Source organism: Nonomuraea sp. NPDC054003 (genome assembly GCF_055585125.1).
The window spans coordinates 397535-420125 of the sequence record NZ_JBVJKR010000005.1; the positions used below are offsets into that span (position 1 = coordinate 397535).

Here is a 22591-nt window from a genome sequence, read left to right on the forward strand (position 1 = left end):
TGCAAAGGAAACACCGTTTCTTTACCGGTAACAGACTGGGGAAGATCAGCTGTGAAGGAAACGCTTCAGCACGTCGAGCAGATGCTCGACGAGTCCCCGGTGGTCGACGTCACCGAGACCTTCGAGCAGATGCGCGGCATCCTCGCCCGGCTCAAAGCCAGGATCGAGGCGAAGTTCGTGCTCACCCGGGACCCGTCGAGCGAGCAGTTCGACAGCTACGGCACCTACCCCGACGGCCCCGGCGGCCGGATCGAGGCCTACACCGGCCCGGAAGTGGACTGGATGGTCCACTCCTGGCTGGGCAACCCCACGGCGAGCTTCGCCAACCTGCACCTGACCGTGTGGCTCGGCCCGCAGATCGACGTGCCGCACCTGGGCATCGCGCTGCTGGTGTGGCCGGAGGGCTGGTTCTACACCGACGCGATCCCCCGGGTGAACCTGACCGAGGACGGCGACTACTACGACCGCTACTACGCGCCGCTCGACGCCGACTGGCTCCGGTTCAAGGAGGAGCACCCGGACTTCACCTGGTTCACCAGCCGCGCCGGGTTCATCCGGGCAGGTCTGTCGCCCGTCGCGCACTGCTACTCCTTCCCCCGCGCCCAGGACAACATCGACCTGGTCGCGAAGCTGCTCGACGACCGCGTGGACCGCTGGCTGACCTGGGTGGACGAGGCCGAGCCCGTACCCGAGGAGCGGCGGCCCGCGCTCGCCGCCACCGACCTGGCCATCCGCCGCAACATCGCCGACCGCGACCCGGCCAACGTCATGGGCGTGCGGTTCTTCGGCGAGGAGCTGACCGGCAAACTCGTCCGCGCCCTGTGGGGCGGCGACCGGGTGCTGCCGAGGCCGTCGTGATCAGGTCGCTGTGGTGGGCCGCGGAGACGGGTGGCGAGCCGCCGTTCGGCACCGCCCATCTCAAGGTCCACTACCCGGCGGCCGCCGAGGGCGACCGTCTGACCGGCACGTTCCCGCCCGACGGCGGACCGTACCCGGTCGTGCTGTTCCTGTCCGGGATCAACGTCGGGCAGGACGCCTACCGCTGGCTCGCGGTCGAGATCGCCGCTGCCGGGTTCGTGTGCGTGACGTTCGACCGGGTGGGCGAGCTGTTCGGCGGCGAGTACGGGCTCACCCCCGGCGTCGACCTGGAGGCCGCCACCCCCGGGCGGTACGGCACCCGCCCGACCTGCCCGGCCATCGGCGCCGTCCTGGCCTCGCTGGCGGAGATCGAGCTGCTCAAGGGCGTGCTCGACCTCGACCGGGTGGCCATCGGCGGCCACTCCGCCGGCGGCACGGTGGCGATGCAGTCGGCCAGGTTCTTCCCCGGCGTCAAGGCGGTCTTCTCCTACGGGGCGCACACCATGGTCGCCACGATGCTGGGCTGGCCCGCGGGCACCGTGGTGCCCGCCCAGGCCGACTGCCCCGTGCTGCTGTCGGTCGGCACCCGCGACGGCGTCATCATGGGCAGCGCCGACCGCTACGGCCAGGACGGGCACGCCACGGACCCCGTCACCCGGACCTTCGAGGAGGCGCTCGGCGACGGGGACCACCTGCTGGCCGTCTTCGACGGCGCCAACCACTTCATGATCGCCGACCCGGTGGATCCGACGGCCGCGCGCGCCTTCCTGGATCTGCCGGCCACCGCCCAGCCCCGGCCCGAACTGGCCCGGCTGGTCACCGCGTTCCTCCGTACCCATCTGCACGACGATCCGGAGGCACGGGCCGTCCTGTCCGGCCTGCCCGTAAGGAGGAAGCATGCTTAAGAACTTCTGGTACGCGATCGAGTTCAGCCACGTCGTCGAGCACCGGCCGCGCAAGGTCACCTGCCTCGGGCAGGACTTCGTGATCTGGCGGCGGCGCGACGGCTCGGTGGCCTGCCTGTCCGACCTGTGCGTGCACCGGGGCGGGGCCCTGTCGCTGGGCACGCTGGCCGAGGACCGCATCGCCTGCCCGTACCACGGCTGGGAGTACGAGTCCGACGGCACCTGCGTGAAGATCCCCGCGAACCCGCCCGGCCGCGGCATCCCGAAGAAGGCCCGGGTCGACGCCTACCCGATCGTCGAGAAGTACGGCCTGGTCTGGGCCTATCTGGGCGACCTGCCCGAGGACAAGCGCCCGCCGATCCCGCACATGGCCGAGCACGACGACCCCTCCTTCCGCGCCGTCTACTGGCAGACCGTCGTCGAGGCGAACTACGAGCGGGCGATGGAGAACGTCGTGGACGCGGCGCACACCCCGTTCGTGCACGGCACCGCCTTCGGCAACCCCGACAAGCCGGAGATCCCGGACTACGAGGTGACGCAGGGCGAATGGCACGCGGAGGCCGACATCCTGCTCAACCCGCCGGCGCCGAAGGGCCTGTGGGGCATGCTGTCCCCCAAGCGCCTCGACCCCGTCGTGGTCACCAACGGCTGGTACCTGCCGAACGTGGTCAAGCTGCACATCCGGCTCCCGTTCGGCGACCTGATCATGTACGACCACAACATCCCGATCTCCCAGGGCCGCACCATGGTGAAGCTCGTCGGCTACCGCAACTTCTTCACCGGCAAGTGGGCCGACCGCAACGCCGTCAAGCGGATCCAGCGGATCTTCGAGCAGGACCGGGTGGTGGTGGAGTCGCAGCGGCCCGAACTGCTGCCCTTCGACCTCGCGGCCGAGCTGCACCTGCGCAGCGACGCCCTGCAGATCGCCTACCGGCGGCGCCGCCAGGAGCTGATCGACGACGGCTGGTGGCTGGGCGGCGACGACATCGTGATGGGGGACGTGCCGCGCCGCGAGGCCACCGTCATCCCTTCGCCGGCCCGCCGGGACAATCCCGAACTCGCCCGTGCGTGGGTGCACAAGACCCGAGGAGACAGCCATGAGCCTGCCCGAAGCGCTGAGTGAGCGCGTCCTGGAGCGGCTGACCGACGCCCTGGAGCTCCGGCCGGCCCGCGACGTGCCGCTCACCTCGCCGATGTCGCCCGACCCGGTCGGCCGCCTGCGGGTGCTGCGCCCCGCGGACGACGCGGTCGTCGACAAGGCGGTCGCGGTCGGCCTGGTGGTGCCGCAGATCGGGCTGGACAGCCACATGATCTTCGTGTTCACCCGGCCGGGCTCCGCGGTGCCGCACTTCACGCTGGATTCGGTCGCCTCCGCCGAGTACCACGCCATGCACCTGGACCTGATCCCGCGGGCCGACCTGGCCGTCAGCCTGGAGTATCTGGACGCCTGCTTCCTGCCGCTCACCGAGCCGCTGGACGGCGCCTGGCAGCTCGACGGCCTCTCCCCCGCCGCCATCGGCCCCCGGCAGCGGGCCATGATGTCGCCCTGGATGCTGGTGTGCCGCGCCACCGAGGACGCCTTCGCCAAGCTCGGCGGCACCGTGGACGCCTACCTGGACCACTGGCTCGCGCTCGTCGCCGACGGCGTGCCCGAGCCCTCCGGTGACCTGGCGGGGCGTGACCACGTCAACCGGGCCAACCTCTTCTCCCCGGCCGTGGACCCCGTCTGGCACCAGGTCACCCGGCTGATCGGCGAGGAGCAGGCCGAGACCGTACGTGAGGAGCTTCTGCGTTGACCGAGCCGAGCGAGTGGCAGCGGCGCATCGAGGGCGAATGGGTCGGCAGGCCGTCCCTGTTCGACGCGACAGGAACGTGGCAGGGGTACGAGGACATCCGCCGCTCCTCCGTCCACGAGGACGGCGTGACCACCTACTACATGGACGGCGGCCTGGAAGGCGGCGGGCCGATGGCGGGCCGGTTCCGGCTGGGCGCGCCGTTCGCCTTCGGGGTGGTCGACTCCGACACCAGCCGGATCTACACCGGCCCCGACTTCTACGGCACCGGCCAGCCGTACGGGACCTTCGTCGACGCGCACTACTACGGCCCCGGCTGGCAGGTGGACCTCAACACCTGGAACCAGGTGATCGGCGACACCCAGGTCTACTCCTCGATGCTCTACCAGGGGCCGGCGGTCGTGGGCTGCTTCAACGGCCTCTACACCCGCGACCCGGCCAGGACCGCCGACTGGCTCGCCGCCGAGACGCGGAACGGGCCGGTCCCGTACATCCTGCCGACCAAGACCGGCGGCGCGTTCGCCGGCGCCTGCGAGCTGTTCGGCGCCGACCAGAAGCCCGCCGGCACGGTCGAGGTCCGGGTCGAGCTGGAGCCGCTCGACCTGCTGAGGACCCGCCGGCGCGTCACCTGGTCGGGCGCGCTGGAGCGGGAGTACGCGGCCGACGTGCGGCGCGACGGCTGCCGTTCCTTCTACGAGGGGCCGGACGCGTGGGGCAACGCCCAGGCGTTCGGCCGGGCCGACTACCCCAGCGTGCACTTCGCGGACGTGTGGAAGCTGAAGGGCCGAGAGTTCATGCTCGACGCCACGCCCGGCATGGGCTCGGGGACGGAACTGGCGGTGGTCTACGAACTGTTCGAGGGCGGCACGCTCGCCGCGGTGATGCACGGGGTGCTGACGTGGTCATCGTCGTGACCGGCGGCAGCCGCGGCATCGGGCGCGGCCTGGTCAGGGAGTTCCTGGCACGCGGCCACCAGGTGGTGACCTGCGGCAGCGCCAAGGCGCCCGAGGACGGGCTCGGCGTCGTCGCCGACGTCACCGACCGGGCACAGGTGCGCGAGCTGTGGGACACGGCCGTCGCCGAGTACGGCCGGGTGGACGTGTGGATCAACAACGCCGGCGTCACCCAGCGGCGCGTGCCGCTGTGGGAGCTGACCGAGCAGGAGACCCGCGCGGTCGTCGACGTCAACCTGAACGGGGTGATCAACGGCTGCGCGGTGGCGCTGGCGGGCATGGCCGGCCAGCGCCACGGCCACGTGTGGAACATGGAGGGCCTGGGCAGCGACGGCCGGGCGGTGCCCGGACTGTCGGTGTACGGGTCCACCAAGCGGGCGCTGAACTACCTGACCAAGGCCCTGGCCAAGGAGGTGCCCGACGGGGTGTCCGTCGGGCTGCTCAGCCCCGGCATGGTCGTCACCGACCTGCTCGTCCGCGACCTGAACCCGAAGTCCCGCAAGGTCTTCGACATCCTGGCCGACCGGGTCGAGACCGTGACCCCGTGGCTGGCCGAGCAGGCGCTCGCCCGGATCGGGAACGGCGCGCACGTCCGCTGGCTGACCAACCGCAAGGTCATGGCCCGCTTCGCCACCGCCCCCTTCACGAGGAGAAAGGTGCTGCCGTGACCGACGCGCTCGGCTGGCGACGCAAGTTCGGCGTGATCGCGCCGTCGACGAACACGATCGTGGAGCCGGACTTCTCTGCGATGACCGTGCCGGGGGTGACCGCGCACTTCGGCAGGATCCACATCAGAGATCAGAACATGTCCGGAAATGAGGGCATGGAACGCCTGCTCGGCCAGATCCGCGACGAGCTCGGCGCCGCCTGCGAACGGGTGATGACCTGCGAGCCCGACTACATGGTCATGGGCATGTCCGCGGAGACCTTCTGGGGCGGCGTCGAGGGCAACCGGCAGTTCGTCGAGCAGATCCACGGCCTCACCGGCCTGCGGGTCGCCACCGGCGCCGAGGCCTGCGAGCGCGCGCTGAAGCTCTTCGGCGCCCGCCGGATCGGCGTCGTCACCCCCTACCAGCCGGTCGGCGACGAGAACGTGGTCCGTTTCTTCTCCGAGATCGGCTTCGAGGTGACCGCGATCAAGGGACTCAAGTGCCCCACCGCCGTGTCGATAGCGCACGTGGGCGAGGCCGAGCTGCGCGACGCGCTGGTGGAGGTGAACTCCGCCGAGGTGGACGTGCTGGTGCAGTGCGGGACGAACCTGTCGATGGTGCGGCTGGCCGACGAGGCCGAGCGCTGGCTGGGCAAGCCCGTCATCGCCATCAACGCCGCCACCTGGTGGATGGCGCTCCGGGACAACGGCATCGAGGACAAGGTGTACGGCGCGGGCTCCCTCCTGCGCGATCACTGAAGGGCCCGGAGGGCGGTCCCCCTGTCGTCCTCCAGGCTCGCCCTGCCCCGGAACGCCAGCAGCGCGCCGGCCAGCAACGGGACGGCGAGGATGGCGTACGCCCAGCGCAGCGATCCGGTGGCGTCGGAGAACGCGCCGACCAGCAGCGGTCCAGCCGATCCCGCCAGGGAGAGGAGGAACTGCAGCAGCGCGAACCCGAGCCCTCGCCGCGCGGCGGGCACCACGTCGGCGGCGGCCGCCGTCAGGTTGGGGATGGCCACCAGGAACCCGCCCGAGGCGACCGCCAGGCAGAGCAGCTGCACCGGCAGCACCAGCAGCAGGGCGACACCCGTCAGGGCCAGCGCCCCGACGAGCAGCCCCCAGGCGCCGACGGTCACCCGCCAGCCCGGCCTGACCAGGTGCCCCCTGTCGCCGAGCCGGGCGCCGAGCACGCTGCCGGTGACCATGCCGAGCAGTCCGACGCCGCCGGCCAGCCCCGAGGCGGCGCCCACGGACAGGTCGAAGGCGCGCTGGTAGAAGGTGGGCAGCCAGAACATCAGCCCGCCCAGCCCGAAGAAGACCGTGCCGAGCCCGACGGCGATGGCGCGCAGGGTCCTGATCCGGAGCAGCTCCCGCATCTCGGCCAGGACCGGGCCGCGGCGTTCCGGCGGGGCGGCGGGCTGCGGCTGCCGGCCCGTCCTGAGCATCTCGATGCGGTCGCCGGTGCCCCGCTCGGGCTCGCGCAGGGTCAGGCAGAGCAGGGCGATCACCATGCCCGGCACCGCCACGAGGAAGAACATGGTCCGCCAGCCGTACGCCTCCGCCAACGCGCCGCCGGCGACGATGCCGACGGGCGGCCCGGCGAAGTAGCCGAACCGCTCCAGCGAGAACGCCCGGGTCCGGCTGCCGCCCGGGAAGTAGTCGGCCAGCAGGCTGGAGGCGGCCGGGTTGTAGAGCAGCCCCGTGCCGCCGAGCAGCACCCGCACGGCGAACAGCATCGCGTACGAGGTCACCAGCCCGCTGCCGAGCGTCAGCAGTGACCAGACGGCCACCACCAGGAACAGCGTCCAGGTCCTGCGGCCGTGGTCGGCCAGCCGCCCGGCGGGGATCAGCAGGATGACGCCGGCCAGCGCGGCGGAGGTCGCGATGGCGCCGCCCGCCGTGTCGCCGAACCCGAGATCCCGCTGGATGTCGGCCAGCGCCCCCGCCATCAGGTTGTACTCCACCCGGTCGACGAAGGCGATCAGCGCGACGCAGATCGCGGGCCACCATCCGAACGGCGCCGCCGCGTCCAGGCGCACCCGCCGGGGGCCCCTGCCCGCGACGGGGATCTCGACGTAGTCGTCAGCGCCCGCCATGCGCACATCGTTATGGAAACACCGTTTCCCGTCAATGGATCTCGTGTCTTACTTGGAAACGACGTTTCCCCAATGGGAGTTGCCATGGAATACCCACTCTCCCTCGCCCTCGTCGACTTCCTGCCGGTCATCGCCATGGCCGTCGGGGTCGCGCTGCTCGTCCCCTACGCCCGCCATCCGGCCGTGGCTGTGGGCGGCTGGCTCACCGTGCTGGGCGGCGCGCTCAAGGCCGTCTGGAAACTGATCATGGCGATCCGCGGGCCGGACCTCGTGTGGCTGGCCGAGGCCCAGTTCTTCCTGCTCGGCATCGGGTTCACGCTGATGGCCTGGGCGCTGCTGGGGACCGGATCCGGCCGGCGGCCGCCGGCGTGGGCGTTCCCCGGCTTCGCCCTGCTGGGCGTCGCCGCGGCGATCGCGGTCATGGACACCTGGCCGATGCTGATCGTGACCACCGTCTCGGCCACCCTCGTGGGCATCCGGCTGCTGCTGCTGTCCCGCCGGGCCGGGGCGGCCGCCGCGGTCTACCTGTTCGGGTTCAACCTTCTCGGCACGTACGTGATGGGCCTGCTGGCCTCGCGGCCCGAGCAGACGATCGCCCTGCAGTGGGTGGAGGAGATCCTCAACACGCTGAACTGGTCGGCCTTCGCCCTGGGCGTCTGGCTCCTGACGCGGACGAAGTCTCCTGTGGCACATTCGCGGAGGTTCACGTGGAGTCGCTGATGCGGCCCATCCGCGGGCCGGTCCTGCTGTCCGTGCTGGGCACGTGGCTCCAGGCCCTGGCCACGACCGCGCTGCTGCTGTTCACCGGCCACGCGATCGGCCAGATCGCCGCGGGCGGGCCGCCTGACGGCGGCGTCGTCACCGGGCTGGCCGTCGCGGCCGTCGCCCGGGCGCTGTGCGCCGCCTGGGTGCCGGCGATCACCGTCAGGGCCGGCGGGCGGCTGGAGCTCGACCTGCGCGACCGGGTCTACCGCCACCTGCTCCGGCTCGGCGCCCCGCTGCGCTCCAGCGAGCAGACCGGCCGCCTGGTCTCCACCGGAACCGAGGCCGTCGAGCTCGTCGCCACCTACTACGCCACCTTCCTCGGCCCGATCCTCGCCTCGATGACCGTGCCGATCCTCGTGCTGGCCGCCATCGCGATCCTCGTCGACCCGTGGACCGCGCTCGTCCTGGCCGTCGCGGTCCCGGCCATCCCGCTCACCGTCGGCGTCTTCCAGCGGGCCTTCGCCAGGGTCAGCGACGGCTACCGCGACACCGCCAACCGGCTGGCCGCCCGCTTCCTGGACGCCCTGCAGGGCCTGACCACGCTCAAGCTCTTCAACCAGGGCACCGCGCACGGCCGGACCCTGGCCAGGGCCTCGGAGGACCTGCGCCAGGCGATCATGCGGCTGCTGGCCGGCAACCAGGTCATCCTCTTCGTGATCGACACGGTCTTCTCACTGGGGATGATCACCGCCGCGACGGTCCTGGCGATGATCCGCTTCCGCGACGGCGCGATCGGCACGGGCGAGGCGGTCGCCCTGGTGCTGCTGGCCACCCAGCTCGTCGAGCCGCTGGACAAGGTCGGCCAGTTCTTCTACGTCGGCATGGGCGGCATGGCCGCCGCCAAGGAGATCAGGACCCTGCTCGCCGAGCGGCCCTCGGTCACCGACGCCGACAACGGGCACCCGGCAAGGACCACCTCCGAGGTGACCTTCGACGCGGTCGGCTTCGGCTACCTGCCGGACACCCCGGTGCTGCGCGAGGTGAGCTTCACCATCGCGCCCGGCGAGAGACTGGCGCTGGTCGGGCCCTCGGGATCGGGCAAGACCACCGTCGCCGCCCTGCTCCAGCGCAACCTGGACGCCGGCGAGGGCACGATCCGCGTCGGCGGTCACGACGTCACCGCGGTGCCCGCCGCCTGGGTGCGCGAGCAGATCAGCGTCGTCGCCCAGACGACCTACCTGTTCACCGGCACGCTCAGGGACAACCTCAAGGTCGCCGCGCCCGACGCCGACGACGACCGGCTGCGCGAGGCGCTCGCCGTGGCCGACCTCGACCTGGACCTCGACACGCCGGTGGGCGAACGCGGCCTGACCCTCTCCGGCGGCCAGGCGCAGCGCGTGTCGATCGCGCGGGCCGCGCTGAAGGACGCGCCCATCCTCGTCCTCGACGAGCCGACCTCCAACGTGGACCTGGAGTCCGAGGCCGCGATCCTGGCCGCGCTGGACCGGCTCACCGCCGGGCGGACCGTGCTGATGATCGCGCACCGGCTGTCCACCGTCCGCGACGCCGACCGGATCGCGGTCCTGGAGGACGGAGCCGTCACCGAGCAGGGCACGCACGAGGAACTGATGACAGGCGACGGCCACTACGCCAGGGCGGTGAGGTCACGATGACCAGGATCCAGATCAGCCGGCGGCTGCTGGCCTTCGGCCGCCCCCTCCTGGTCCCGCTCGCCGTCTCGGTCCTCTTCCGCGTGTTGCAGCAGTGCCTGGGCATCGCCCTGTACGGCGTGGGCGCCTGGGGCGTGGTCAGGGTCGTGTCCGGCGAGCCGGAGGTGATCGGCGAGATCGCCGTGGCCATGGTCGTCATGGCCTTCGCCAAGGGCCTGTTCCGCTACGTCGAGCAGTACTCGGGGCACTTCGTCGCCTTCAAGCTGCTCGCCCTGCTCCGCGACGACTTCTACGAGCGGATCGAGCCGCAGGCGCCCGCCGGGACCGAGGGCGGCCGCTCCGGCGACCTGCTCGCCCGCGTGATGAAGGACATCGACCGCATCGAGGTGTTCTACGCCCACACCATCGCGCCGGCGCTGGCCGCCGCCGTCGTGCCGGTGATCTCCCTGACCGTGCTGGGGACGGTCTTCAGCCCGGTGGTGGCGCTCGTGCTCGCGCCGTTCCTGATCGGGGTGGGCATCGGGGTCCCGTGGCTGAGCCACCGCGCCGCCGCCACCGCCGCCACCGAGCTGCGCCGCTCCCGCGGCGAGGTCTCCCAGCACCTCACCGACGGCGTCCAGGGCATCAGGGAGGTGCTCGCCTTCGGGTACGGGCCGCGCCGCCTGGCCGAGCTGGGCGCGCTCGGCGGCGCCGGCGCGTCGGCCGTCGGCCGGCTCGGCCGCCTGATCGCGCTGCGCCGGGGCCTCAACGAGCTGCTCGTCGCCGCCGGGATGATCGCGGTCCTGTTCACCGGCCACGCGCAGGGCCTCGGCTGGCAGGACATCGCGATCACCGTCGCGATCGGCCTGGCGGCCTTCGGGCCGGTGCTGGGCGTGGAGGAGTTCGTCGCCGACCTGGAGCAGGCGTTCGCCGCCGCCCGCCGCCTCTGGGAGATCACCGACCGGCCACCCCTGGTCGTCGACCCCGGCTCCCCCGAGCCCCGGCCCGCCGGCCGGTCGATCGCCTTCGAGTCGGTGACCTTCACCTACCCGGGCGGACCGGCTCCCGCGCTGCGGGACGTCTCCTTCACCGTCCCCGAGGGCGAGCGGTACGCCGTCGTCGGCGCGTCCGGCTCGGGCAAGTCCACGCTGGTCTCGCTCCTGCTCCGGTTCTGGGACCCGGACTCCGGCAGGGTGCGCGTCGGCGGCGTCCCGGCCGACCGGCTCGGCCTCGGCGACCTGCGCGACCTGGTGGCCGTGGTCGGCCAGCGGACCTACCTGTTCAACGACACCGTGGCCGCCAACCTGAGGCTCGCCCGGCCGGCCGCCACCCAGGACGAGCTGGAGGCCGCCTGCCGCCGCGCCGCCCTGCACGACACGATCACGGCGATGCCCGAGGGCTACGACACCGTGATCGGCGAGATGGGCGAACGGCTGTCCGGCGGCCAGCGGCAGCGGCTGGCGATCGCCCGCGCCCTGCTGAAGGACGCCCCGATCATCGTCCTGGACGAGGCGACCTCCGAGCTCGACACGCACACGGAGGCCGAGATCCAGCGGCAGATCGACGACCTGGCCGAGGGCAGGACCCTCCTGGTCATCGCGCACCGCCTGGCCACGGTGACCGGCGCCGGCCGCATCCTCGTGCTGGACCGCGGCCGCCTGGTGGAGCAGGGCACCCACGAGGAGCTCCTGGCCCGCCAGGACGCCTACGCCCGCCTGTACGCCCGCCAGGCCGACGACCTGGACCGGGCGGCCGGCTGACGATTGTATGCATCGACTCCAGATATCTCCCTTTATGACCTTATACCTGGATTTTTTGCATACATGTTGGTATCCAGGAAGCATGCATCCCCCCGAAGTGAACCTCGTCGAAGTCGGCCCCAGGGACGGGCTCCAGAACGAGTCCGTCCTGGTGGGCACCGATGACAAGGTCGCCTATATCGAGGCCCTGGCCGACGCCGGGCTGACCCGCATCGAGGCGGTCAGCTTCGTCCACCCGCGCCTGGTGCCGCAGATGGCCGACGCCGAGCAGGTGATGGCCCGGGTGCCGAGACGCGACGGGCTCAGCTACATCGGCCTGATCGTCAACGCGCGCGGCCTCGACCGGGCGCTGGACGCCGGAGTCGACGAGGTCAACATGACCGTGGTCGCCACCGAGACCTTCTCCCGGCGCAACCAGGGCATGAGCATCGCCGAGGCGCTCGACTCCTTCGCCGCCGTCTCGGCCCGCGCGCACGCCGCCGGGCTGCCGGTCACCGCGACGGTCGGCGCCTCGTTCGGCTGCCCCTTCGAGGGCGAGGTGTCGCCGGACCACGTGGCCGCGATGGTGCGGCGCTGCGCCGAGGCGGGCGCCGACGAGATCGCGCTCGCCGACACGATCGGCGTCGGCGTGCCCGCCGACGTGCGCCGCCTGGTCGAGGCGGTGCGCGCCGTCACCGGCCTGCCCCTGCGCTTCCACTTCCACAACACCCGCAACACCGGGTACGCCAACGCGCTGGCAGCCGTCGAGGCCGGCGCGAGCGCGCTGGACGCCAGCAGCGGCGGGATCGGCGGCTGCCCGTTCGCCCCGGCCGCCACCGGCAACATCGCCACCGAGGACCTGGCCTACGCCCTGCGCCGGTCGCGCGTCCGTACCGGAGTGGACCTGGGCCGGCTGACCGAGGCCGCGGCCTACATCGGCGAACGGCTGGGCGCGCCGGTGCCCGCCCTGCTCGGCCGCGCCGGCGACTTCCCGGCCTGAGGGCCCCGCCCTGCGACGAGGGCGCGATCCCGAAGTGGTCAGGAATCGAGAAGCGTCGCCCTCCAGGCCGGACCTAGCCTTGCCCGCGTGAACAGCACAGCCACCCCAGCTTCCATGAGCCTCACGCTCGACGTCATCACCCTCGGGACGCCCGAGGTGGAGGCCGCGCGCAGGTTCTACAGCACGACGCTCTCCCCCACCGTCGCCGACGACGATGACTCGGTGAACCTCGACCTGCACGGGACCGGGCGACTCACTCTGTCCGCGGCCGAGAGGCTCGCCACGGGCGCGGAAACGGCGACGCCGGGATTCCGCGGCTACGTGCTGACCTATGTCGTCAACCAGCCCACCGAGGTCAAGACGCTGATGGACGCCGCCGTCCGCGGCGGCGCGGAGGTTCTCAAGCCCGCCAAGAAGGCCCTCTTCGGTTCGTTCTCCGGGGTGTTCCGGGCACCGGACGGCGCCATCTGGAAGCTGGCGGCGGCCACCGGCAAGGACACCGGCCCCGCGGCGGAAAGTCCGCTGCCGACTGAGACCACCCTCATTCTCGGCGTTTCCGCGCCGAAGGCGTCGAAGGCCTTCTACGAGGCCCTGGGCATGTCGGTCGACCGGGACTACGGCAGCAAGTACATCGACTTCCACCCCGCCGCAGGCGCGGCCAGGCTGTGCCTGATGGAAGGCGGGGTCCTGGCCAGGGATGCGGGCACGGCCAAGGACGGCGACGGCTTCCCCTCGATGGTCCTCACCCACAGGGCCGAGTCCCGGGAAGAAGTCGATCTCCTCCTGTCAGCGGCCGCCGCTGCCGGAGGCCGGACCACCGTCGCCGCCACGCGGACTACCGAGGGATATTCCGGTTTTTTCACCGACCCGGACGGCTTCTGGTGGCAAGTGACGCACTGAGCCCCACGAGCCGGTGTCCATCGCGTCGTCGGCCTCCCAAGCGATCTCCGAGACGACGAACTCCACCATCACCAGAACCGCACCTCGGGATAGTCCTTCGACGGCTTGTCCAGCAGGGGCCGGCTCTCGCCCTTCAGGTGCAGGTCGAGGAAGGCGGTCACGTACGCGCGGGTGATCCCGATCGACCGCGCGCCGTCCATCGGCGCCGCGGGCAGGCCGAGCTGGGGCTGGAGCACCGCGTAGTCGGTGAAGCTCGCGTGCTCGGCGCCGGTCACGGTCAGCCAGCGCTTCCAGTCGCCGGTCACGTGCGGCCAGAACGTGTCCCACGAGCCGTCGCTCCCGCCGTGTCCCGGCGCGTGCCGGGGATTGCCGATCATCATGAAGGGCTTGTCCAGCGGCTTGGCCGGGGTGCCGGGGTGGTAGGTGCCGTCGAGGTTGACCGCGGCCTTGATCCGCTTGGAGGAGGGCAGCAGGTGCGCGGCGCTCTGGCCGCCCGCCGAGTGCCCGACCATCGCGATCCGCCTCTCGTCGATCAGCCGGTTCCAGCGCTTGCTCCCGGCCAGCCGGTCCAGCACGAACTCGGTGTCGGCGGCCCGTACCCGGGCCACCTTCGCGCCCGTCTCGGGGGTCTGACCGGCCTTTCCGGCCTCGAAGGTGACGGTCCGGCCGCCGGGGAACGTGGTCGCCAGCGACTCGTAGGTGTGCTCGATCCCCGCCACCAGGTAACCGCGGCTGGCGAACTCCTCGGCCACCGAGGTCATGGTCGCGCGGGGCATCGTCATGCCGGGTGACAGGACCACCAGGGGCCGGCCGCCCTTGCGCGGCAACGCGGGAGCGTCGGCGCGGGCGTGCGTCCTGGTCTTGGCGAGGGTGTCCGCCGGTACGTCCTTGAGCTGCGGCACGCTTCTGATGACCAGTTCTGATTCCCGTGGTGTGAGGTACCGGGAGGGCTTCCCGGTGGCCTTGCGCGCCGGGTACCAGATCGAGACCATCAACTCGCGCGCCTTCCGGCTGGGGACCCAGGGGTCGGGGCGGCTGGAGTCGACCAGGTGCAGGTCCGTCCTGCCGACCGGGTGGTCACCGGTCGGCGCCGGCAGGGCGGTCACGGGCTTCTTCGCCACGGGGACGGCTTCTGCCGGCAGGGCGGCCATGGCCGGGGTGGTGAGTGATGCGGAGAGCGCGAGCGTGGCAACGGTTTTCCTCATGCGTCCCACCGTGCCGGGTGGTCCCGCCGTACCGTCCCCGACGAAAGCTGCGCGGTGTCTGCGACTTTCGTAGGGGATGTCTGGATCGGTGCGCCTTGTAGTCTCTGGCCATGCTTGACCGGGCATCGAGGATCGCCGGACGGATCACCCCCTGGGCATTGGGGCTGACGGTGTTCCTGCTGTCCATGGCCGCGGTCACCGGGTCCATGGGCGTGCGTTCGGCGCTGCCCGCGCCGGTGCTCGTGACCGTGGCGGCGTGCTGCGGTGTGGCCGCCGCCTTCGCCGGGCGGGCGCTGTGGCCGCTCGTCGCGGTGGCGGCCGTGGCCCACCTCTGGCTGGTGATGTGGCCGGCCGCCGTCGTGGCCTCGTACTACGCCGGCATCCGGTTGCGCCGCCGCGACCTGTGGCTCTACGTCGCCGGCGCGGTCGCGGTGCACGCGCTCGCCGGGCTCGTCTCGTACTGGAGCGAGGGTTATCGCGCCCTGGTCGCCGGCACCCCGCTCAACGCGCTGCTCATGGGCGGCGCGATGCTCGGGCTTCCGCTCGTCGCCGGGCTGTGGGTGGGCGCCAGGCGGCAGGTGCTCGACGCCGCCCGCGAGCAGGCCGCGCAGCTGCTGCGCGAGCAGGTGCTCCGCGCCGGGCAGGCGCGGGAGCAGGAGCGGTCGCGCATCGCGCGGGAGATGCACGACGTGGTCGCCCACCGGGTGTCGCTGATGGTCCTGCACGCCGGGGCGCTGGAGGTCAACGCCTCCGACGCCCGCACGGCGGAGGCCGCCGCGCTGATCGGCCAGGTCGGCAGGGAGGCCCTGACGAACCTCAGGGAGGTGCTCGGCGTGCTGCGTTCGCCGGATCCGGTGAGCGGCCCGCAGCCCACGCTGGCCGACCTGGACCGGCTGCTCGACCAGTCCCGGGCCCTGGGCATCGTGGTCAACCGCCACGACGAGGGCGAGGCCCGCCCGCTCCCGCCCACCGCGGAGCGCACCGCGTACCGGGTCGTCCAGGAGGCTCTGACGAACGTGCACAAGCACGCGGGCGACGCCGAGACCGACGTGCACCTGCGGTTCCGGAGCGCCGAGCTGGAGGTCCTCGTCCGCAACCGGCCCGCCACGGCGGCGGACGGCGGCCTGCCCGGCTCCGGCTGGGGGCTGGTCGGGCTGCGCGAACGCGTCGAGCTCCTCGGCGGCAGGCTGGAGGCCGGGCCGCAGGACGAGGGCGGGTTCCGGGTGCTGGCCGGGATTCCCACCGCATGATCCGCGTACTGGTCGTCGACGACGAGGCGCTGGTCCGGTCAGGACTGCGGATGATCCTGGAGGCGTCCGGCGACATCGCGGTGGTCGGCGAGGCGGGCGACGGCGCGGCCGCGGTGACCGCCGCGGCCCGGCTCAGGCCGCACGTCGTGCTGATGGACGTGCGCATGCCGGGCACCGACGGCCTGACCGCCGCCGCCGGCATCCTGGCCCTGCCCGGCCCGCCGAAGCTGATCATGCTCACCACGTTCGACCTCGACGAGTACGTCCACGAGGCGCTCCGGCTCGGCGCCGTCGGCTTCCTGCTCAAGGACACCCCGCCGCGGGACCTGGCCGCCGCGGTCCGCACGGTCGTGGCGGGCCAGGCCATCCTCTCCCCCGCCGTCACCAAGCGGTTGATCAGCTCGTTCGCCGGCAAGGCTCCCTCGCGGGCCGTGTCCGCGCGCGAGCGGCTGGCCGCGCTGACCGCCCGGGAGGAGGACGTGATCAGGGCTGTCGCGCGCGGCCTGTCGAACGCCGAGATCGGCCGCCAGCTCCGGCTGACCGAGGCCACGGTGAAGGCGCATGTCAGCCGGGTGCTGGCCAAGCTGGGCCTGGCCAACCGGGTGCAGGCCGCCATCCTCGTCCACGACGCCGACCTCTAGGGGCGGCTCAGATGGTGATGGCGATCTTGCCGGCGACCTGGCCGGTGGTGAGGTAGGCCAAGGCGTCGGGCGTCCGGGCGAGGGGGTAGGTGCGGTCGAGGGCCGGGGTGAGGGCGCCGGAGTCGATGAGGCCGGTCAGGGTTTCCAGGTCGGCGGCGGACTCGGTGGACATGAGGCCGGTCAGGCGCTGGCCTACGAAGAGCGACAGCAGCATCGCCCGGATCTGGCGGTCGGCGCCCTGGAGCACACGCCCGCCTCCGGGCCCGCCCACGATGACGAGCGCGCCCCGGGGGGCGAGGACGCGGCGCAGCCGGCCCAGGCGGCGGTTGCCTGCCGTGTCGAGGATGAGGTCGTACCGGTCGGCGCCGGTGGTGAAGTCCTCGCGGGTGTGATCGATGACGTGGTCGGCGCCGAGGGAGCGGACCAGGCCGGTCTTCGCGGTGCGGCACACGCCGGTGACGTGGGCGCCGTCGGCCTTGGCGATCTGGACGGCGTAGCTGCCCACGCCGCCGCCCGCGCCGGTGATGAGGACCCGCTGCCCGGCGGCGAGCCGGCCGGCGTCGCGCAGCCCGTGGAGGGCGGCGCAGGCGGAGATGGGCACGGTGGCGGCCTGCGCGAAGCTGAGGGACGCCGGTTTGGGGGCGAGCTTGTCCTGGTGGGCGCGGGCGTACTCGGCGTAGGCGCCGTCGCAGGTGCCGTAGACCTCGTCGCCGGGACGGAACCGGGTGACGTCGGCGCCGACGGCCGCGACGCGGCCGGCCACGTCCATGCCGGGGACGGGGTTCCTGGGCCGGCGCAGCCCGAAACCGGCGGCGCGCACCACGTAGGGCAGGCCGGTGACGACGTGCCACACGCCCTGGTCGACGCCGGCGGCCTCGACGCGGACCAGCACGTCGTCGGCGCCGACGGCCGGGACGTCCATGTCACGCAGCTGGAGCTGCGCCGGTGCGCAGTAGGCGTCGCGGGCGATCGCGGTCATCGTCTTCTTCGTCATGGTCGTCTCGATCCTGGCCGGGGTGGTCATGGGGTGTGGTCAGTCCTGGGAGTCCGGGTACTGGAAGACGTCGTCGAGCGGCACCCCGAACACCCGGGCGATCTGGAACGCCACCTCCAGCGACGGCGAGTAGCGGCCCTGCTCGATGGCGATGACGGTCTGCCTGGTGACCCCGATGCGGTCGGCCAGCTGTGCCTGCGTCATCTCGCCGTGCGCGAACCGCAGGGCTCGGATCGAGTTCGTGACCTTCGTGGGCTTGACCATGGTCAGAAGCCCCGGCGGTACAGGACGATCTTCACGGCCGAGGAGACGACGGTGGCCAGGACGAACGCCAGGTAAAGCGCGTTGGCGATCCAGAAGTGGGCGGCCTCCACCATGGCCAGGGCCAGCGGCACGAGCGCCGCGATGCTCATGACGTAGAAGCCGACGTAATCGCCCAGCCGGTTGATCTGCCGGTCGCGCTCGTCGGTCCGGCCGGCCTCCTTCGGCGAGGCGACGGCGGCCGCGATGTTGGCGACGATGCCCAGGCCGATCCCGGCGGCGATCGCGATGAGCATCGGCCGCACGTAGGCGATCCGCGCGACGTCCGCTCCCGGCACCTGCGACAGGACGACGACGAAGTAGACCGCGTAGACGCCGACGCCGACCACGAGGTAGATCCACGAGCGTTTCTCTTCGGAGGACATGCCCTGCTCCCATGTAAAGAAACTTTTACATGGGCAAAGGTAAAGCAGCGCAGACATGGTGTCAATAATCTTTAACACGAGGCGGCATGCCGAAGCCGGGTGCCGGCCGAGCCGGCCGGCACCCGGCTTCTAGGCGCCCAGGCGCCGGAGTACCGCCTCCTCGTCCCAGATCTCGCCGTACTTGGCGCCGATGTCGAACAGGTTCGCCTCGTGCGGCCCCGGGTCCCGGTCACCGACCGCCTGGCGGACCACGACCGGGACGAAGCCGTGCTGCACCGCGTCCACGGCGCTGGCCCGTACGCACCCGCTGGTGGACACCCCGGCGATGAGCAGCGTGTCCACCCGCAGCGCGGTCAGCGTGGAGGCGAGGGTGGTGCCGAAGAACGCGCTCGCGTACTGCTTGACGATCACCACCTCGCCGTCGGCGGGCGCCACCTCCGGCATCAGCTCGCCCAGCGGGCCGGCCAGGTGCCGCAGCGGCGGCACCTTCCGGTAGAACAGCCCGCCGTCGAGGCCGCCCGCGCCGAACGCGACCCGGGTGTGGACCACCGGCACGCCGGCCGCGCGGGCCGCCGACAGCACCCGGGCGGCGCTGTCGAGGCAGTCGCGCGACCCCATGTAGAGATCCGCCCCGGGCTCGAAGTAGGCCCGCATCAGGTCGATGAGGATGAGCGCGGGACGCTCCCCGAACGGGAGCGTCCCGTCGAACGGGTTCACGCCCTGGCCGGGGGCCGGGGGGCGGGCAGGCCGGTCTCCTCCTCGCACCTGGCCAGGATCTCCGCCATCGGCGGGCCCATGTCGAACACCTTGAGCTCCGGCCTGGTGCCCTCCAGCTCCGCCCGCAGGTCGCGGGTGGCCGCCTCGTCCACCGTGCCGTCGGCCGCGCAGACCACCCCGTACCGGCGGGCGCCGCCGGCCGTCAGCAGGCCGCGCCGCACCTCCAGCCCGACCAGGGCGGGGTCGCGGGCCAGCGGGTCGCCCCAGCCGCCGCCGCCCCAGGTGACGAAGTGCAGCACGTCGCCCGGCCGGACCGGCACGTCGTGCACCTTGCTCGGCAGGATCTCCTTGCCGCCGTCCGCCCGCTCGATCCACTTGCGGCCGCGCGCGCCCGGCTCGCCGCCGTTGACCCCCCACGGGTAGGTCAGCCAGCGGTCGTCGTGGATGGCGATGGTGCCCGGCTTCAGGAACCGGTACGCCACGTCCACGCCGTTGCCGCCCCGGTGCAGGCCCGCTCCCCCGGTGTCGGCGACGGTCTCCCAGCGTTCGATGCGCAGCGGGTAGTACGACTCCAGGAACTCGCACGGGATGTTGGTGAACGACGGCCACAGCGAGTGCCCGTCGGGGCCGTCGCCGATCGGCCTGCCGGGGATGCCGCCGAAGCCGATGGAGTACAGCTGGAACCCCTCGCCCGCGTACATGAAGTGGGGTGAGGAGGAGAAGCCGGCCGCGTTCAGCAGGTCGGGCGTCTTCTGCCCGAGCAGCCCGCCGAACAGGTCGAAGATGCGGCCGATGCCGTGGTTGCGGGCGTTGAGCGCGGCAGGATACTCCGGCTTCCAGAAGCTCTTCTCCGGGATGCGCACGTCGACCAGCGGGTAGAAGCCGTCGTTCCAGAGGATCTGCGGGTCGGCCACCGTGATGAGGTAGATCCCGAAGAACATCCGGGCGAGGTTCTCGTTCAGGTAGTAGTTGATCGGCCCCTCGGCCTGCTCGGAGCTGCCGGTGAAGTCGAGCAGCACCTTGTCGCCGGTCCGCGTCAGCGACAGCGACAGCTCGTACGGGCCGTTGCCGACGCCGTCGTCGCAGATGTAGTCCTTGAAGGTGAGCGTCTCGCCGTCCTCGAACAGCGTGGTGAGCAGGACGCGCATCGCGTCGTGGTTGCGCTGGAGCAGGGCCCGCAGGGCCGAGGTGTAGGTGTCCGCGCCGAAACGGGCGCACAGCTCCTGGATCCGGCGCCCGGCGGTGCGGCAGGCCGCCACGATGCCGTTGAGGTCGGCCCGGTTCCAGTCGGGCCTGCGCACCTGGTTGAGGATGATCCGCAGCGCGTCCTCGTTCAGCACGCCCTTGGAGTAGAGCTTGAAGGGCGGGATGACCACGCCCTCCTCAAAGATGGTGCGCGCGTCGGTGGGCATCGAGCAGGCGGTCTTGCCGCCGACGTCCGACATGTGGCCGAACATCGAGGCCCAGCCGACCACCCGCCCGTCCACGTACACCGGCATGACCACCAGCCAGTCGTTGGCGTGGCTGATCGCGCCGTCGCAGGAGTACGGGTCGGAGGTGAGCAGCACGTCGCCCTCCTCCACCGTCCCGTCGAACCGGTCGAGCAGGGCCGGGATCGACAGGCCGAACTGCCCGGCGACCATCCGCCCCTCGGCGTCGGCGATGAGCGGGAACTCGTCGTGCTGCTCGCGGATGCCTGGCGACAGGGCGGTGCGGAAGAGCACCTCGTCCATCTCGTAGCGGGCGTTGCGCAGCGCGTTCTCGATGATGTCGAGCGTGACGGGGTCGACCTCGGTCTCGGCCAGGGGTCCCGTCGCGGTCTGGATGATCTGGGCCATCATGCCTCCAGTGGCCGGATGAGCAAGCTGCCGCTCTCGTGCACGTCGGCCACGTGGCCGGGCAGGACGAGCGTGGTGGAGTCCATCTCGGTGACGATCGCGGGACCTTCGATCCGGTTGCCCGCGAGCAGGGTGCCGCGGTCGTAGATCGAGGCCTCGGCCCAGCCGCCGTCGATCCAGACCTCGTGCTTGTCGACCGGCTCGGCGGCGGGGCCGCCCTGGTCGAGGCGGACCGGCCGGACGTCGGGGCGCGGCCCGCTCACCGAGGCGCGGGCGCTGACGACCTCGTGCTCGTTGCTCAGCAGGAACGAGAACAGCCGCTCGTGCTCGGCGTCGAACGCCTTGCCCAGCGCCTCCAGCCCGGTGTCCAGGCCGAGGTCGATGGGGATCTCGAAGCCCTGGCCGTGGTAGCGCACGTCGACCTGGTACGTGACGGTCTGGTCGGCGCGGCCCACCCCCTCGGCCTCCAGCGTGGCGGCGGCCCGCTCGGCCAGCTCGGTCAGCATCTGCCGCAGCTCGTCGTCGGTGAGCTGGGAGAAGCGCTTGATGCTGGTCCTGGACGCCTCGTCGCGCAGGCACGTGGTGGCGTCCCCGTACGCGCAGAGCACGCCGGGCGACGGCGGGATGATCACCGGCCACGAGCCGGTCAGCCGGCCCAGCGCGTTGGCGTGCAGCGGCCCGGCCCCGCCGAAGGCGACCAGCGCGAAGTCGCGCGGGTCGAAGCCCTGCTGGACGGAGACGAGGCGGAGCGCGCCGAACATGTTCTCGTTGACGATGTCGACGATGCCCTGCGCGGCGGCCTCGACCGACAGCCCCATCGCGTCCGCGACCTGGGCCACGGCCGCACGGGACCGTTCCCGGTCCAGCACGATCTCGCCGCCGGCCAGCCGCGAGGGCAGGTAGCCGAGCACCACGTTGGCGTCGGTGACGGTGGGATCGGTGCCGCCCTTACCGTAGGCGGCCGGTCCGGGCTCCGCGCCCGCCGACTGCGGGCCGACGCGCAGCGCCCGGGTCAGCTCGGGGACGTGCGCGACCGAGCCGCCGCCCGCGCCGACCGTCCGCACGTCGACCGAGGCCGAGCGGACGGTGAGGTCGCCGACCTTGGTCTCACGGCCGACCCGCGGCCGGGCGTCCTGGACGAGCGCCACGTCGGTGGAGGTGCCGCCCATGTCGAAGGTGAGGAAGTCGGTGAAACCGGCCTGCTCGGCGACCCAGGTCGCGCCCGCGACCCCGCCCGCCGGGCCGGACAGCAGCATGTTGACCGGCGCCGCCTTGGCGCTCGCCTGGGAGGCCAGGCCGCCGTCGCTGCGCAGCGCGTACAGGTCCAGGCCCAGGTTGTCGAGGTACCTGGCCACCCTCGGCTGGACGTAGGCGTTGGCGACCGTGGTGACGGTCCGCTCGTACTCCCGCAGTTCGGGCAGCACCTCGGAGGAGATCGAGACGGGCACGCCCGGCAGCTCCTCGGCCGCCAGCTCGGCGATGCGGCGCTCGTGGCCGTCGAAGGCGAAGGAGTTGATCAGCGAGACGGCCAGCGCCTCCACGCCGCGCAGGGAGCGCAGCTTGGCCCGCAGGTCGTCCTCGTCCAGCGGCGTCACCACCGAGCCGTCGGCGGCGACCCGTTCGACGGCCTCGACGGTGTCCTCCAGCGCGGCCAGCGGCTCCGGCTTCGGCCAGATGATCCAGCCGGCCAGGCCGCCGGGCACGAACGAGCGGGCGATCTGCAGCACCTGGCGGAAGCCCGCCGTGGTGACCAGGCCCACCCTGGCGCCCTTGCCCTCCAGGATGGCGTTGGTGGCGACGGTGGTGCCGTGCAGGATCTCCCCGATCTCGTCCGGGGAGACGCCCGCCACCGCGCACGCCTTCCGGACGCCGGCCAGGACACCGATCGACTGGTCATGGGGAGTGGACGGAGTCTTGGCGCGGTAGGTCTGCCCTGACTCCTGATCGATGAGAAGGATGTCGGTGAACGTCCCTCCGACGTCCACCCCGAGCCGGTAGCGCATGGGGGGTTCC

General features: G+C 72.1%; 22 protein-coding genes. 14 read left to right on the forward strand and 8 right to left on the reverse strand.

Going from position 1 to position 22591, the window contains the following annotated elements:
- Positions 1-51 precede the first annotated feature (51 nt).
- From ACZ6YG_RS15550 to ACZ6YG_RS15580, 7 genes are read left to right on the forward strand one after another with little or no spacing between them, the layout of a single operon-like run.
- The gene (locus ACZ6YG_RS15550) at positions 52-858 is read left to right on the forward strand and encodes an oxidoreductase (RefSeq protein WP_271279351.1); all 807 of its coding nucleotides are present in this window, start codon (positions 52-54) and stop codon (positions 856-858) included.
- Positions 855-1763 carry an alpha/beta hydrolase family protein gene (locus tag ACZ6YG_RS15555; RefSeq protein WP_466018350.1) on the forward strand — a complete coding sequence of 303 codons (909 nt, stop codon included), beginning with the start codon at positions 855-857 and terminating at the stop codon, positions 1761-1763. Before ACZ6YG_RS15550 ends, ACZ6YG_RS15555 begins: the two co-directional genes overlap by 4 nt.
- Positions 1756-2886, forward strand: coding sequence for an aromatic ring-hydroxylating dioxygenase subunit alpha (locus tag ACZ6YG_RS15560; protein ID WP_466018351.1), 1131 nt, complete (start codon positions 1756-1758; stop codon positions 2884-2886). The genes ACZ6YG_RS15555 and ACZ6YG_RS15560 overlap by 8 nt, the downstream gene beginning before the upstream one ends.
- Positions 2861-3559, forward strand: coding sequence for a hypothetical protein (locus ACZ6YG_RS15565; RefSeq protein WP_466018352.1), 699 nt, complete (start codon positions 2861-2863; stop codon positions 3557-3559). The genes ACZ6YG_RS15560 and ACZ6YG_RS15565 overlap by 26 nt, the downstream gene beginning before the upstream one ends.
- Positions 3556-4470 (forward strand): hypothetical protein, encoded by a 915-nt coding sequence (locus ACZ6YG_RS15570; RefSeq protein ID WP_466018353.1) that lies wholly within the window; start codon positions 3556-3558, stop codon positions 4468-4470. The genes ACZ6YG_RS15565 and ACZ6YG_RS15570 overlap by 4 nt, the downstream gene beginning before the upstream one ends.
- On the forward strand, positions 4455-5177 hold the full coding sequence (locus ACZ6YG_RS15575; protein WP_466018354.1) for an SDR family oxidoreductase: 723 nt from the start codon (positions 4455-4457) through the stop codon (positions 5175-5177). Before ACZ6YG_RS15570 ends, ACZ6YG_RS15575 begins: the two co-directional genes overlap by 16 nt.
- Positions 5174-5917, forward strand: a complete 744-nt coding sequence (locus tag ACZ6YG_RS15580) for a maleate cis-trans isomerase family protein (RefSeq protein ID WP_271279346.1) — start codon at positions 5174-5176, stop codon at positions 5915-5917. Before ACZ6YG_RS15575 ends, ACZ6YG_RS15580 begins: the two co-directional genes overlap by 4 nt.
- Here the strand turns inward: ACZ6YG_RS15580 and ACZ6YG_RS15585 are convergent.
- Positions 5911-7254, reverse strand: coding sequence for an MFS transporter (locus ACZ6YG_RS15585; protein WP_219546350.1), 1344 nt, complete (start codon positions 7252-7254; stop codon positions 5911-5913). The genes ACZ6YG_RS15580 and ACZ6YG_RS15585 overlap by 7 nt on opposite strands.
- Positions 7255-7338: 84 nt before the next feature.
- On the opposite strand from ACZ6YG_RS15585, the gene ACZ6YG_RS15590 reads away from it, so the two are divergent.
- The 5 genes from ACZ6YG_RS15590 (at position 7339) to ACZ6YG_RS15610 (ending at position 13247) form a co-directional block, all read left to right on the forward strand.
- The gene (locus ACZ6YG_RS15590) at positions 7339-7974 is read left to right on the forward strand and encodes a hypothetical protein (protein ID WP_466018355.1); all 636 of its coding nucleotides are present in this window, start codon (positions 7339-7341) and stop codon (positions 7972-7974) included.
- Positions 7974-9632 carry an ABC transporter ATP-binding protein/permease gene (locus ACZ6YG_RS15595; RefSeq protein WP_466018356.1) on the forward strand — a complete coding sequence of 553 codons (1659 nt, stop codon included), beginning with the start codon at positions 7974-7976 and terminating at the stop codon, positions 9630-9632. Before ACZ6YG_RS15590 ends, ACZ6YG_RS15595 begins: the two co-directional genes overlap by 1 nt.
- Complete coding sequence (gene cydC, locus ACZ6YG_RS15600) at positions 9629-11368, forward strand: thiol reductant ABC exporter subunit CydC (RefSeq protein ID WP_466018357.1); 1740 nt, start codon at positions 9629-9631, stop codon at positions 11366-11368. The genes ACZ6YG_RS15595 and cydC overlap by 4 nt, the downstream gene beginning before the upstream one ends.
- A gap of 82 nt (positions 11369-11450) precedes the next feature.
- On the forward strand, positions 11451-12347 hold the full coding sequence (locus ACZ6YG_RS15605; protein ID WP_148031622.1) for a hydroxymethylglutaryl-CoA lyase: 897 nt from the start codon (positions 11451-11453) through the stop codon (positions 12345-12347).
- 114 nt (positions 12348-12461) lie between these two features.
- Complete coding sequence (locus ACZ6YG_RS15610) at positions 12462-13247, forward strand: VOC family protein (protein ID WP_466018358.1); 786 nt, start codon at positions 12462-12464, stop codon at positions 13245-13247.
- 68 nt (positions 13248-13315) lie between these two features.
- Here the strand turns inward: ACZ6YG_RS15610 and ACZ6YG_RS15615 are convergent, their stop codons facing one another.
- Positions 13316-14452: an alpha/beta hydrolase family protein gene (locus ACZ6YG_RS15615; protein ID WP_466018359.1), complete on the reverse strand. Its 1137-nt coding sequence runs from the start codon at positions 14450-14452 to the stop codon at positions 13316-13318.
- Positions 14453-14562: 110 nt separating this feature from the next.
- On the opposite strand from ACZ6YG_RS15615, the gene ACZ6YG_RS15620 reads away from it, so the two are divergent.
- Together ACZ6YG_RS15620 and ACZ6YG_RS15625 are read left to right on the forward strand one after the other, a co-directional pair.
- Complete coding sequence (locus tag ACZ6YG_RS15620; protein ID WP_466018360.1) at positions 14563-15702, forward strand: sensor histidine kinase; 1140 nt, start codon at positions 14563-14565, stop codon at positions 15700-15702.
- Positions 15699-16343: a response regulator gene (locus ACZ6YG_RS15625; protein WP_466018361.1), complete on the forward strand. Its 645-nt coding sequence runs from the start codon at positions 15699-15701 to the stop codon at positions 16341-16343. Before ACZ6YG_RS15620 ends, ACZ6YG_RS15625 begins: the two co-directional genes overlap by 4 nt.
- A 7-nt stretch (positions 16344-16350) precedes the next feature.
- Here ACZ6YG_RS15625 and ACZ6YG_RS15630 read toward each other — a convergent pair whose 3' ends face one another.
- From ACZ6YG_RS15630 to ACZ6YG_RS15655, 6 genes are all read right to left on the reverse strand, one after another.
- Positions 16351-17367 carry an NAD(P)-dependent alcohol dehydrogenase gene (locus tag ACZ6YG_RS15630; RefSeq protein ID WP_466018362.1) on the reverse strand — a complete coding sequence of 339 codons (1017 nt, stop codon included), beginning with the start codon at positions 17365-17367 and terminating at the stop codon, positions 16351-16353.
- A gap of 9 nt (positions 17368-17376) precedes the next feature.
- A complete protein-coding gene (locus ACZ6YG_RS15635) occupies positions 17377-17601 on the reverse strand; it encodes a helix-turn-helix transcriptional regulator (protein ID WP_466018363.1) in 225 nt (74 codons plus the stop codon).
- A gap of 2 nt (positions 17602-17603) precedes the next feature.
- Positions 17604-18023, reverse strand: coding sequence for a hypothetical protein (locus tag ACZ6YG_RS15640; protein WP_466018364.1), 420 nt, complete (start codon positions 18021-18023; stop codon positions 17604-17606).
- A gap of 129 nt (positions 18024-18152) precedes the next feature.
- Positions 18153-18740 (reverse strand): isochorismatase family protein, encoded by a 588-nt coding sequence (locus ACZ6YG_RS15645; protein WP_345483051.1) that lies wholly within the window; start codon positions 18738-18740, stop codon positions 18153-18155.
- Positions 18737-20581: a hydantoinase B/oxoprolinase family protein gene (locus ACZ6YG_RS15650; protein ID WP_246640292.1), complete on the reverse strand. Its 1845-nt coding sequence runs from the start codon at positions 20579-20581 to the stop codon at positions 18737-18739. Before ACZ6YG_RS15650 ends, ACZ6YG_RS15645 begins: the two co-directional genes overlap by 4 nt.
- Complete coding sequence (locus ACZ6YG_RS15655) at positions 20578-22581, reverse strand: hydantoinase/oxoprolinase family protein (protein ID WP_466018365.1); 2004 nt, start codon at positions 22579-22581, stop codon at positions 20578-20580. Before ACZ6YG_RS15655 ends, ACZ6YG_RS15650 begins: the two co-directional genes overlap by 4 nt.
- Between the last annotated feature and the right edge of the window lie 10 nt (positions 22582-22591).

What these genes read in the sequence shown, in the direction of transcription:
- ACZ6YG_RS15560 (WP_466018351.1), top strand. Translation starts at nt 1,756, where the DNA reads ATGCTTAAGAACTTCTGGTACGCGATCGAGTTCAGCCACGTCGTCGAG.
- ACZ6YG_RS15565 (WP_466018352.1), top strand. Translation starts at nt 2,861, where the DNA reads ATGAGCCTGCCCGAAGCGCTGAGTGAGCGCGTCCTGGAGCGGCTGACC.
- ACZ6YG_RS15585 (WP_219546350.1), bottom strand. Translation starts at nt 7,254, where the DNA reads ATGGCGGGCGCTGACGACTACGTCGAGATCCCCGTCGCGGGCAGGGGC.
- ACZ6YG_RS15590 (WP_466018355.1), top strand. Translation starts at nt 7,339, where the DNA reads ATGGAATACCCACTCTCCCTCGCCCTCGTCGACTTCCTGCCGGTCATC.
- ACZ6YG_RS15595 (WP_466018356.1), top strand. Translation starts at nt 7,974, where the DNA reads ATGCGGCCCATCCGCGGGCCGGTCCTGCTGTCCGTGCTGGGCACGTGG.
- cydC (WP_466018357.1), top strand. Translation starts at nt 9,629, where the DNA reads ATGACCAGGATCCAGATCAGCCGGCGGCTGCTGGCCTTCGGCCGCCCC.
- ACZ6YG_RS15605 (WP_148031622.1), top strand. Translation starts at nt 11,451, where the DNA reads ATGCATCCCCCCGAAGTGAACCTCGTCGAAGTCGGCCCCAGGGACGGG.
- ACZ6YG_RS15610 (WP_466018358.1), top strand. Translation starts at nt 12,462, where the DNA reads ATGAGCCTCACGCTCGACGTCATCACCCTCGGGACGCCCGAGGTGGAG.
- ACZ6YG_RS15615 (WP_466018359.1), bottom strand. Translation starts at nt 14,452, where the DNA reads ATGAGGAAAACCGTTGCCACGCTCGCGCTCTCCGCATCACTCACCACC.
- ACZ6YG_RS15620 (WP_466018360.1), top strand. Translation starts at nt 14,563, where the DNA reads ATGCTTGACCGGGCATCGAGGATCGCCGGACGGATCACCCCCTGGGCA.
- ACZ6YG_RS15625 (WP_466018361.1), top strand. Translation starts at nt 15,699, where the DNA reads ATGATCCGCGTACTGGTCGTCGACGACGAGGCGCTGGTCCGGTCAGGA.
- ACZ6YG_RS15630 (WP_466018362.1), bottom strand. Translation starts at nt 17,367, where the DNA reads ATGACCACCCCGGCCAGGATCGAGACGACCATGACGAAGAAGACGATG.
- ACZ6YG_RS15635 (WP_466018363.1), bottom strand. Translation starts at nt 17,601, where the DNA reads ATGGTCAAGCCCACGAAGGTCACGAACTCGATCCGAGCCCTGCGGTTC.
- ACZ6YG_RS15640 (WP_466018364.1), bottom strand. Translation starts at nt 18,023, where the DNA reads ATGTCCTCCGAAGAGAAACGCTCGTGGATCTACCTCGTGGTCGGCGTC.
- ACZ6YG_RS15650 (WP_246640292.1), bottom strand. Translation starts at nt 20,581, where the DNA reads ATGATGGCCCAGATCATCCAGACCGCGACGGGACCCCTGGCCGAGACC.
- ACZ6YG_RS15655 (WP_466018365.1), bottom strand. Translation starts at nt 22,581, where the DNA reads ATGCGCTACCGGCTCGGGGTGGACGTCGGAGGGACGTTCACCGACATC.